At 71.1% G+C, this 10,090-nt stretch carries 10 protein-coding genes and 1 pseudogene; 7 read left to right on the top strand and 4 right to left on the bottom strand.

Annotated elements, in window-relative coordinates:
• The 3 genes and pseudogenes from IZR01_RS44730 to IZR01_RS44740 form a co-directional block, all read left to right on the top strand.
• Positions 1–596 (top strand): annotated as a pseudogene (locus IZR01_RS44730) (MFS transporter); the annotation flags it as partial.
• A 23-nt stretch (positions 597–619) separates the two neighbouring features.
• The gene (locus IZR01_RS44735; protein WP_194927379.1) at positions 620–1,510 is read left to right on the top strand and encodes a sigma-70 family RNA polymerase sigma factor; all 891 of its coding nucleotides are present in this window, start codon (positions 620–622) and stop codon (positions 1,508–1,510) included.
• Between the two features lie 440 nt (positions 1,511–1,950).
• Entirely contained in the window at positions 1,951–2,343 is a 393-nt protein-coding gene (locus IZR01_RS44740; RefSeq protein ID WP_323747281.1) for a DUF4259 domain-containing protein, read from the top strand.
• Between the two features lie 70 nt (positions 2,344–2,413).
• Here IZR01_RS44740 and IZR01_RS44745 read toward each other — a convergent pair whose 3' ends face one another.
• Genes IZR01_RS44745 through IZR01_RS44755 form a run of 3 tightly spaced genes read right to left on the bottom strand, consistent with a single transcriptional unit; the run spans position 2,414 to position 4,333 of the window.
• A complete protein-coding gene (locus IZR01_RS44745; RefSeq protein ID WP_194899374.1) occupies positions 2,414–3,436 on the bottom strand; it encodes a M56 family metallopeptidase in 1,023 nt (340 codons plus the stop codon).
• Positions 3,433–3,825 (bottom strand): BlaI/MecI/CopY family transcriptional regulator, encoded by a 393-nt coding sequence (locus tag IZR01_RS44750; RefSeq protein ID WP_194899380.1) that lies wholly within the window; start codon positions 3,823–3,825, stop codon positions 3,433–3,435. Before IZR01_RS44750 ends, IZR01_RS44745 begins: the two co-directional genes overlap by 4 nt.
• A gap of 16 nt (positions 3,826–3,841) precedes the next feature.
• Positions 3,842–4,333 (bottom strand): hypothetical protein, encoded by a 492-nt coding sequence (locus tag IZR01_RS44755; RefSeq protein WP_194927381.1) that lies wholly within the window; start codon positions 4,331–4,333, stop codon positions 3,842–3,844.
• Between the two features lie 362 nt (positions 4,334–4,695).
• Between IZR01_RS44755 and IZR01_RS44760 the strand changes: the two genes are divergently transcribed.
• Positions 4,696–5,370, top strand: a complete 675-nt coding sequence (locus tag IZR01_RS44760) for a response regulator transcription factor (RefSeq protein WP_194899376.1) — start codon at positions 4,696–4,698, stop codon at positions 5,368–5,370.
• 94 nt (positions 5,371–5,464) lie between these two features.
• Here the strand turns inward: IZR01_RS44760 and IZR01_RS52760 are convergent, their stop codons facing one another.
• Positions 5,465–6,091 carry a GbsR/MarR family transcriptional regulator gene (locus tag IZR01_RS52760; RefSeq protein WP_194927382.1) on the bottom strand — a complete coding sequence of 209 codons (627 nt, stop codon included), beginning with the start codon at positions 6,089–6,091 and terminating at the stop codon, positions 5,465–5,467.
• Between the two features lie 76 nt (positions 6,092–6,167).
• Between IZR01_RS52760 and IZR01_RS44770 the strand changes: the two genes are divergently transcribed.
• From IZR01_RS44770 to thrS, 3 genes are all read left to right on the top strand, one after another.
• Positions 6,168–7,064 (top strand): ABC transporter ATP-binding protein, encoded by an 897-nt coding sequence (locus tag IZR01_RS44770; protein WP_194927383.1) that lies wholly within the window; start codon positions 6,168–6,170, stop codon positions 7,062–7,064.
• Positions 7,061–8,740, top strand: coding sequence for an ABC transporter permease (locus IZR01_RS44775; RefSeq protein ID WP_194927384.1), 1,680 nt, complete (start codon positions 7,061–7,063; stop codon positions 8,738–8,740). The genes IZR01_RS44770 and IZR01_RS44775 overlap by 4 nt, the downstream gene beginning before the upstream one ends.
• Positions 8,741–8,947: 207 nt before the next feature.
• Positions 8,948–10,090, top strand: a 1,143-nt coding sequence (gene thrS, locus IZR01_RS44780; RefSeq protein WP_194927385.1) for a threonine--tRNA ligase, incomplete at its 3' end; no start/stop codon positions are given.

Here is a 10,090-nt window from a genome sequence, read left to right on the forward strand (position 1 = left end):
CGATGGGGAGTCTGGGGTTCCTGGCGGCGACGGTGGCGTACAAGGTGCTGGGGCGGCGGTTCGGGGATCTGCCGATCGCGTTGGTCGGGTTCTCGGCGTCCAACACGATGTTCGTGTTGCAGCCGCAGTTCGGGCCGGCGTTCCTCGCCGTCGGGGTGGCCATCGGGGCGTTGACGTTCGGGACGGCGCGGATCGCGTCGCGGTCGCTGGTGCTGACGAGCGTGGACGAGGCGTACGTGGGGCGGGCTTTCGGGCTGGCGAACGCGTGGGGGTTGGCGGCGACGGTGGTGGTGATGCTGGGGGTCGCCGAGCTGACCGACCACACCGACAGCCGGTGGGGGTTCGCGGTGGCGGCCTCGGTGAGTTTCGTCGCGGCGCTGGTGGCCGGGGTTCTGCTGCGGGGCGCCTCGGTGGGTGTCGCGGCCTCGGGTGATCCGGGTGATCCGGGTGACGCGGGTGACGCGGATGATTCAGGCGGTAGGGGCGGTGTGGATGGTCCGGGCAGCCCGGACAGCTCGGATGGCCCGGACGATGCGGGTCCCGACGGCGGCTGTCACACTCCAACGAATGCGGACGTCAGAGTGGTGACCGCCTGAGACCGTTCGCAGAATGTGGAACCATGACCGACACCTTTCAGCTCGCCGAGTTCTTCCAGTCCCAGCGCCCGCACCTGATGGCGGTGGCGTACCGCATGCTCGGCTCGCTGGCCGAGGCGGACGACGCCGTGCAGGAGGCGTACCTGCGGCTGAACCGCTCGGACGTGGCGGAGGTGGAGAACCTGGCCGGCTGGCTCACCACGGTGACCGGCCGGGTCTGCCTGGACGTGCTGCGCGCCCGCCGCAACCACGGCGAGGAGGACCTGGACGGCCCGGCCGGCGTCGAGGCGGCCGAGGCCGCCGAACGGGACGCGATGGCCGACCCGGAACTGGCCGCGGAGCTGTCGGACTCGGTCGGCCTGGCGCTGCTGGTGGTGATGGACACCCTGAGCCCGGCCGAGCGCCTGGCGTTCGTCCTGCACGACATGTTCGCGGTCCCGTTCGAGGACATCGCACCCATCGTCGGCAAGTCCACGGCGGCCGTCCGCCAACTCGCGAGCCGCTCCCGCCGCCGAGTGCGCGGCCAAGGCGAGGAGTCGGACGCCGACCGCACGCGGCAGCGCGAGGTGGTGACCGCCTTCATGGCGGCCTCGCGCGGCGGCGACTTCGCCGGCCTGCTGAAGCTCCTGGACCCGGACGTCGTACTCCGCGCCGACCCCACGGCCGCCCGCTTCGGCGCCGCGATCGAGGTCCGCGGCGCGACCGACGTGGCCGAGCAGTTCTCCGGACGCGCGCGGGCGGCGCAGCTGGCGCTGGTCGACGGGAGCGCGGCGATGGTGTGGGCGGTGGGCGGGCAACCGCGGGTGGTGTTCGACTTCGTGCTGGTCGCGGGACGGATCGCGGGGATCGAGATGCTGGCGGACGCGGGGTTGTTGGGGGAGCTGGAGGTGGTTTTGGTGGGGGCGGGGGATTAGATAACTGGCCCCACGAGGAGGGGAAGTAAGAAGCTAAAGCGAAAGGCAGCAGCTGGTTGGTCGGATGCGGCGATGCTCGCTGGGGTGGGAGGTAGCGGGCGGCTGCACGATGGTGGGTGGCGAAGCTTGTGGGTGGCGAAACTTTCGGGTGGTGAAGTGGGCGCGTGCCGAAGCTTGCGGGTAGCGAAGCTGGCGGGTAGCGAAGCTTTCGGGTGGTGAAGTGGGCGCGTGCCGAAGCTGGCGGGCAGCGAAGCTGGCGAGCCGCAGCTTGACGGGGCCGAAGCCAGCGAGCAAGGCGGAGCGCGGCGGGTACCGAAGGCAGGCGGCAAGATGCAGGGTGGCAACTAGTTCGGCGTCGCTGACATGGAGGTCGGCGAGCGGAGTGCGGGCTGCCGGCTGACCGTGACAGCTTTCAGCGTGATGCGATGCAGGGGGAGCCAGTGGGTACCTGGGATATCGGTCCGTTCGACAACGATTCCGCCGCCGACTTCGCGATCGCGCTGGACAAGGCCGCGTTCGGTGAACGTGAGGTGCTGATCCGTGGCGTGCTGTCGCGGACTGTCAACGCCCCCGGGTACCTGCTTGAGGCGGAAGAAGCGGTGGCTGCCGCCGCCGTGATCGCGGCGCAGTGTCGTGGTGGCGATGCGGTCGAGCCGGATGATGGGCCCGAGGGGCCGATGCCTGTCTTCGGCGGTGAGATTCGGGCGCTGGCTGTCGGGGCGCTGGATCGCATCATGGCCGAGGAGCCCGGGCTTGCGGAGTCGTGGGTCGCGGGTGCGGATGGAGCGCGGTGGTTGGAGAGCTTGCGGCGGCTTCGAGGTGTTCTGGCTTAGCAGACCGTCTTGCCGGGCCGACCGTCTGGCTTAGCTGACCGTCTGGCTTGGCAGGCTGGCAGTGCCGCGCCTAGCTCCCATCCGCAGCGTCCCCCGAAACCACCACCGTCTGCGGCCATCCGCCGTCCGTATCCGGCGGGCAGGGCCGGAACACGGTCGCCCCCGTCACCGCGAGCAGTACCAGGGGCAGCACCGTGGCCGCGGTGGTGGCGGCGATGACGAGGGCGTGGGTGCGGCGGGTCAGGGGGTTGTTCAGGCCCAGGAGGCGGCGGATGCGGCGGAGGGTGGGGCTGGAGTCGATGGCCAGGGCGGTTTCGGGGACTGGGTTGTGGTCTGGTGGCATGTGGTCGGGGGTGTGGGCGGTGCCGATGACCGCCAGGGCCGCTGCGACGGTCGGGGCGCTGGTTTCGGCTACGGCCGCGTCGTCGGCGATCAGTTCCACCAGGCGGCGGGTTTCGCGTTCGGCGTAGGCCAGGAGGCTGATGGGGGGGATGGTGCGGCGGATGGCGGTGGCCAGGGCGATGATCAGGTGGTGGCGGCCGGACAGGTGGGCGCGTTCGTGGAGCAGGACCGCTTCCAGTTGCTGGGCGCTGAGGCGTTCCAGGGCGCCGGTGGTGATCACGACGTCGCCGGGGAGGCAGTAGCAGGCCGGTGCCGGGTGGTCCAGCACCAGGACGTCGAGTTCGTCGTCGCGGGTGGCGAGCATGCGCAGGACCCGGCTGTGCGCCCGGTGCCGGTGGCGGGCGGTGCCGAAGGTGGTGGCCAGGCAGTACAGGAGGCGGGCCGAGAGCAGGGCCGCGGAGATCCAGCCGAGGTGGCCCAGGACCGTGCCGACCGAGCCGTGGTCGGTGACCGGGAGTTGGTCCGCGCACGAGTCGAGGGCCGGCGAGAGCTCCGAGAGCCCCTCGACCAGTGTGAAGGCCAGGGCCAGCCCGGCGGCGACGGTGGCGATGAGGAACGAGCAGGTCAGGATCTGGAGCAGCGTCACCGTCAGGCGCGGGACGCGGTCGGAGGGCCAGTGCCGGGCCAGCAGCGGCGGCGCCAGCAGGGCCACCGCCAGGGCGTAGACGACCAGGATGAGCGCGGCCGTCACTGGAACTGCTCTTCCTCCGGGGCCGAGGTGGGCGATGGCGGGCAGATCTCCAGGGCCGCCCGCAGTGCCCTGGCTTCCTCGTCCGACAGCTGCTCTAGGAAGTGCACGAACGCCACCGCCTGGTTGTCGCTGGTGGCCCAGGCGTCCCGCATCAGCCGCGCGGTGTACGACTCGCGCGAGGCGACCGCTTCGTAGACGTAAGCCCGCCCCTGCGGCTGCCGCCGCAGCCACCCCTTGCGGTGCAGCTTGTCCATGACGGTCATGACCGTGGTGTAGGCGAGCGCCCGGTCGATGTTCAGGTCGTCGAGGATGTCCCGGACCAGCACCGGGCGGTTACGCCGCCATATGCGGTCCATGACCGCCGCTTCCAGGTCCCCGAGCTGTCGCATCGCCACGGCCGCCAGCCTAGAGGTTTTTTCCGGATGTTACAGAGCTGGGGTGCAGTTGGGAGTGGAGCGGGGGCTGCGGCTGGGATGTTGAGCCTGCGGTCTCGTGCGTTGCGTGTGCCGCGGGTGCCGGGTGCGTGCTCTGCGTGGTGCGAGTCGTGCGAGTCGTGCGAGTCGTGCGAGTCGTGTGCGGGACGTGAGTCGCATGCGCGAAGCGCTCAAGCTGCGCGCGCCGGTCAGCGTCGGCGGACGCGCGCCGGAGGGCGGCGTCGGCGGCGGCGATGGCGGCAGAAGAAGCGCCGTGCCGGCCGGTCGTGACGCTGTTCGCGGTGCGCGCGATGGTGGACGCCGGCCGGGCCGCGCCGCCCGGCCCGCCCGGCCCGCTCCGCCCGCCGAAGCCGCCGAGGACGGTGAGCAGCACGCCGGTCACGGTCATCCCCACCGACAGGGCCAGGTGGACCCGGCGCGTGGGCCGCACCCACGCCATGTACGAGGCGTCGTCGTCGGTCATCCGGCCACCCTCGCCGACGCCGCCGCCGATTCATGCCTCCCGCACCGCGTATCGGGGTATTGACTCACGCATCTGGCGTATTCATCGGATCTTCCGCGTTCTGTGGCCGGTGTTCGGGACCAACCTCAGGCCTCGTTCTTGACAAGACCGCGTGACCGGTGCCCGAAACCTCACGATCGGTGTTCTTACGTACCAGGTCGAGCGCGCCGATTTGAGCTCGCGTTGAGAAAACCCACACGCATGGTATTGCCTTCCGGCACGCTGGGTGAGCAAAATAGCAGGACCCTGGTAAGCGATATTAACGAATTGCCGGGTCTTTGTCCGCGGCGGGCGCTTTGAGAGCGCCGTGAGGTGACGGTGCGATGAGGCTAGTGGTGGCCGGCCGCAGGGACGACCGCGCGCAGCCGGCGTTGGACAACGCCCTGCGTCTGGACGGGTTCGCGGTGCGGCGGCTGCGGGCCGACGACCTGCCGGGCATGGCGGCGTTCTCGCCGCACGCGGTGCTGGTGGATCTCGGGTTGCTCGACGAGGAGGCGCTGGCGCTGTGCGAGCGCATCCGGCGCCAGACGGAGGCCGCGCTGGTGGCGATCACCGCGCGCGCCGACCGCGGGCTGTGGATCGAGGGCCGGCGGATCGGGGTGGACGACTTCGTGGTGAAGCCCTACGGCCTCACCGAGTTGTCGACGCGGATCCGCGCGGCGGTGCGCACGCCCTCGGAGCGCCCGGACCACCTGGGCGTCGGACCGGTGGTGGTGGACGCCGACGAGCGCCGGGTGAACGTGCACGGCCAGCCGGTGGTGCTCACCCGCAAGGAGTTCGACCTGCTGCACCTGCTGGCGAGCACGCCGGGGGCGGTGTTGTGCCGGGAGTTGATACTGCGCAAGGTGTGGCACACCACTGAGAAGTCGGCGAACCGGACGCTGGAGGTGCACATAGCGACGCTGCGCGCGAAACTCGGGGTGCCGGACCTGATCCGGACGGTGCGCGGGATCGGCTACGTCGCGGATGCCGAGCTGCCGCGGAGTATCCGGGTCTGATGCTGATGCGCGGCGGGAGCCAGTCACAAAGCCAGCCGCAAGCAAGGCCGGCCGCAAAGCCAGCCATGAGTCACCTCAGGTGAAGCGCGGCACCTCAGTCACCTGATTGTGTGTCGCCCTCACCGCGCGCAGCCTCCGCCGGCGAAGCCGCCTCGGTCCGCGAATCCGCCTCCGCCGGCGAAGCCGCCTCCGCTCGCGAAGCAGCCTCCATCCGCGCCGCCACCTCGATCCGCAAAGCGGTTCGCCGCTCCTGCCACCGATCCACGATCCTGGACACCTCCTGGCGCAGGAACTGGAACATCACCACCGACTCCTGCAACCGGTGCCCGGCCGCGGTGTCGGCGCCGACCACCAGCACCCCCTCGGCCAGGCTGTTCTCCCAGCGGGCCAGCATCGCGTCGCGCTGGAAGATCGCGTCCTGCCACACCTCGTCCAGCACCCGGTAGCGGTCGCGCCGGGTTCCCGGCTCGCGCTCCCGGGTGACCAGTTGGATCTGCGTCAGGTAGCTGATGGCGCCGGAGACCGCGGCCGGGGAGATGTCGAGCCGGTCCGACAGCTGCTGGGAGGTCAGGCGGCCGTCGTCCTCGGTGATCAGGGCGGCGAAGACGCGGGCGGGCATGCGCGGGATCCCGCTGTCGATCAGGACGCTGGCGAACCGCTCGATGTAGGCCGGCAGCGGGTCCGAGTCCGGGGTCGGCCGAGCGGGATCATCGTTGCGCATGGTCCAACCGTAGCGGTCGTGCTTGCACTTTCATAACATTCACAAATTTCTGAAAACTCGGAGTAGCATCGAGGGCATGACGACTGCGATCAGCGCGTCCGGCTTGGTGAAGACCTTCGGCCGGACTCGCGCGCTCGACGGCCTGGACCTGACGGTCCAGGAGGGTGAGGTCCTCGGGTTCCTCGGTCCCAACGGGGCCGGCAAGTCGACGACCATCCGGGTCCTGCTGGGCCTGATCCGCGCGGACGCGGGCCAGGCCTCCCTACTAGGCGGGGATCCGTGGCGGGACCGGGTGGCCCTGCACAAACGCCTGGCCTACGTGCCCGGCGATGTCACGCTGTGGCGCAACCTGTCCGGCGGGGAGGTGATCGATTTGCTCGGCGGCCTGCACGGCGGGGTCGACGCCGGGCGCCGGGCGGACTTACTGGAGCGGTTCGAGCTGGATCCCACCAAGAAGGGCGGGCAGTACTCCAAGGGCAACCGGCAGAAGGTGGCGCTGATCGCCGCCCTGGCCTCCGATGTCGAGCTGCTGGTCTTCGACGAGCCGACGTCCGGCCTGGACCCGCTGATGGAGGAGGTCTTCCGGCAGTGCGTGGCCGAGGAACGTGAACGCGGCCGCACCATCCTGCTCTCCAGCCACATCCTGTCCGAGGTCGAGGTGCTGTGCGACCGGGTGAACATCATCCGGGCCGGCAAGACCGTGGAGACCGGGTCGCTGACCGAGCTGCGGCACCTGACCCGCACCACCGTCCAGGCCGAGCTCACCGGAGCGCCGACCGGGCTGGAGAACCTGCCCGGAGTGCACGACGCCAAGACCGGCGCCGCCACGTTCAGCGGCCAGGTCGACAACGACCACCTCGACGGCCTGCTCAAGGCGCTGACCGCGATCGGGGTGAAGACGCTGGTCAGCCGGCCGCCGACGTTGGAGGAGCTGTTCTTGCGGCACTACGAGCCCGAAGGCGCGGCGCGATGACCACCGCGACCGCCCCGGACATGGCGAAGAAGACCTCGAAGTTCGCCACCGAGCCCGGCGCGCAGAAGAACTCCGACGACGGTCTGCGCGTCCTGATCAAACTCGCCTCGCACCGCGACCGCATCATGCTGCCGGTGTGGATGTACGCGCTGCTGGCGACGGTCGGCGGCACCGCCTACTCCCTCAAGAAGCTGTACCCGGCCCAAGCCGACCGCGACAAACTCGGCGCCAGCATCGGCACGAACCCCTCGCTGCGCGCGCTCTACGGCCCGCTCTACGACACCCACACCCTCGGCGCCCTGACCGCCTGGCGCACGCTGGGGTTCGGCGGCCTGCTGGTCGGCATCATGGTGGTGCTGCTGATCACCCGGCACACTCGGGCCGAGGAGGAGTCCGGGCGGCTGGAGCTGCTCGGGTCCGGCGCGGTGGGCCGCAACGCCCCGCTGAGCGCGGCGTTGTCCATCGCGGTCGGCGCCTGCTTCGGGATCGGGCTGCTGGCCGTCGTGGTGATGCTGGTGCTGGGCCAGGGCGTCGCCGGTGCGCTGGCGCTCGGCGGGTGCCTGTTCGCCGTCGGGGTCGCGTTCGCCGGGACGCAGGCGATCGCGGTGCAGCTCACCGAGACCGGCCGGGCCGCCAACGGGATCGGCGCGCTCATCCTCGGTGTGGCGTATCTGCTGCGGACCGTCGGTGACGCGGCCGGGAGCGGCGGCGGGGCCGGCTGGGTGGCGTGGCTGTCGCCGTTCGGCTGGATCGAGCGGGTGCACCCGTGGGCCGGGAACCGGTGGTGGGTGATCGGTGTGACGCTGGCCGCCGGGGTCGTGGCCGCGGGCATCGGGTATCGCGTGCAGAACGCCCGGGACCTGGGCAGCGGGCTGTTGCCGCAGCGTCCGGGGCCGCCGAGCGCCGGGCCCGGGCTGCGCGGCGTGTTCGGGCTGGGGCGGCGGTTGCAGCAGCCGACGCTGCTGGGCTGGATGGCCGGGCTGTTCGTGTTCGGGATCGTCATGGGGTCCATCGCCAAGGGCATCGACCAGCTGCTGAACGAGAACCAGCAGGCCGAGAAGATCATCGGCCGCTACGGCGGGGTGCGGGGCCTGACCGATTCCTACCTGGCCACCGCGATCAGCTTCCTCGGGATGGCCGCCGCGTTCTACGCGGTGCAGGCCGTGCTGCGGCTGCGCGCCGAGGAGACCTCGGGGCGGGCCGAGCCGGTCCTGTCCGGGGCGGCCGGGCGGCTCGCGTGGGCCGGAAGCCACCTGGTGTTCCCGGCGATCGGCAGTGCGCTGGTGATGGCCGCGGGCGGGCTCGGCACGGGGGTCGGCGCCGGCTGGGTGCTGGGCGATTTCTGGGGCTGGGTCGGGCGGATGGTGAAGGCCGGGCTGATCACCACGCCGGCGCTGTGGGTCCTCGCCGCGGCCGGGGTGGCGTTGTTCGGGCTGCGGCCACAGTGGACGTCGGCCGCGTACGGGCTGTTCGGCCTGATGGTCTTCATCGCCAACCTGGGGCCGCTGGTCGACGCCGGGCAGTGGCTCGTGGACCTGACACCGTTCGCGCACATCCCGAAGGTGCCGGGCGGGGCGTTCCACTGGGCGCCGCTGCTGTGGCTGACGCTGGTCAGCGTGGTGCTGACCGGGGCCGGGCTGATCGGCTTCCGGCGCCGGGACGTGTCATCGGCGTGACGGTTCCGCTGCTTCTATCGGCTCCGACACTTCTGCCGGCTCTGCTACCGTTGATCTCATGAAGCGCGCTATGCAGACGACGACGCCGGACACCGTCCCGGCGCGCTGATTCCTGCAAGCAGCAACGAAGCCCCGGGGCGAGTGCCCCGGGGCTTCGTCGTTCCCGGGACCTCGCCCCCACCCGATCATCGGCGAGGAGAAGGTCCCATGAGCGAGATCCAGCGCGACCAGCGCGACCAGCGCGACCAGCACGACCACCGCAGGCTCGGCCGCGAGCTCGGCCTGTTCGACACCGACCCGCTGATCGGCGCGGGCCTGCCGTACTGGCTGCCGGACGGCGCGGTGGTCCGGCACACCATCGAGGAGTACATCCGCTCGGCCGAGCGCCGGGCCGGGTATCAGCACGTGTACTCGCCGGTACTCGGCAAACGCGAGCTGTATGAGATCTCCGGCCACTGGCAGCACTACAGCGACGACATGTTCCCGCCGATGGACCTCGGTGCCGAGCAGGTGGTGCTGCGGCCGAGCCTGTGCCCGACCCACGCGCTGATCTACCGCTCCCGCGCGCACAGCTACCGCGAGCTGCCGTTGCGGATGGCCGAGATCGGCGGGATGTACCGCTCGGAGATGTCCGGGGCGCTCGGCGGGCTGACCCGGGTGCGGGCGATCACCCTGAACGACGCGCACGTCTTCTGCACCCTGGATCAGGTCCCTGCCGAAGCCCAGGACGCGCTGCGGCTGATCCGGGAGGCGTACGAGGCGCTGGGGATCGAGGCGGTGCGGGTCCGGCTGTCGCTGCCGGGGCCGGGCGGGAAGTACGTCGACAAGCCGCAGATGTGGGAGCGGGCCACCCGGATGCTGCGGGAGGTGCTGGACGCCTCGGGGATGGAGTACGTGGAAGCCGAGGGCGAGGCGGCGTTCTACGGGCCGAAGATCGACATCCAGATCGCCGATCCGGCCGGGCGGGAGTCGACCTTGTCGACCGTGCAGATCGACTTCCACCAGCCGGAGCAGTTCGGACTGGAGTACATCGGGGCCGACGGCGCCCGGCACCGGCCGGTGATGGTGCACCGGAGCATCGTGGGGAGCTTGGAGCGGGTGATGGCGCACCTGATCGAGCAGCACGGCGGGGCGTTCCCGGCGTGGCTGGCCCCGGTGCAGGTGGCGGTGCTGCCGGTCGGCGAGGACGAGGCGGCCGCGGCCCGGGCGTTCCGCGAGCAGTGCCTGGACCTCGGGCTGCGCTCGCAGGTGATGGATCCGGAGCGCGGGAGCCTGGGGGCGCGGATCCGGGAGGCGCGGCTGGTGCCGTATCAGGCGGTGATCGGGGGACGGGAGGCCGCGGCGGGGGCG

Origin of the sequence: Catenulispora pinisilvae, from assembly GCF_015356865.1 — a bacterium.
In the GTDB taxonomy this organism is placed as follows: Bacteria; Actinomycetota; Actinomycetes; order Streptomycetales; family Catenulisporaceae; genus Catenulispora; species Catenulispora pinisilvae.

Excerpts from the sequence above, each read along its gene's own strand:
- IZR01_RS44735 (WP_194927379.1), top strand. The coding sequence starts at position 620 with ATGACCGACACCTTTCAGCTCGCCGAGTTCTTCCAGTCCCAGCGCCCG.
- IZR01_RS44750 (WP_194899380.1), bottom strand. The coding sequence starts at position 3,825 with ATGCGACAGCTCGGGGACCTGGAAGCGGCGGTCATGGACCGCATATGG.
- IZR01_RS44755 (WP_194927381.1), bottom strand. The coding sequence starts at position 4,333 with ATGACCGACGACGACGCCTCGTACATGGCGTGGGTGCGGCCCACGCGC.
- IZR01_RS44760 (WP_194899376.1), top strand. The coding sequence starts at position 4,696 with ATGAGGCTAGTGGTGGCCGGCCGCAGGGACGACCGCGCGCAGCCGGCG.
- IZR01_RS52760 (WP_194927382.1), bottom strand. The coding sequence starts at position 6,091 with ATGCGCAACGATGATCCCGCTCGGCCGACCCCGGACTCGGACCCGCTG.
- IZR01_RS44770 (WP_194927383.1), top strand. The coding sequence starts at position 6,168 with ATGACGACTGCGATCAGCGCGTCCGGCTTGGTGAAGACCTTCGGCCGG.
- IZR01_RS44775 (WP_194927384.1), top strand. The coding sequence starts at position 7,061 with ATGACCACCGCGACCGCCCCGGACATGGCGAAGAAGACCTCGAAGTTC.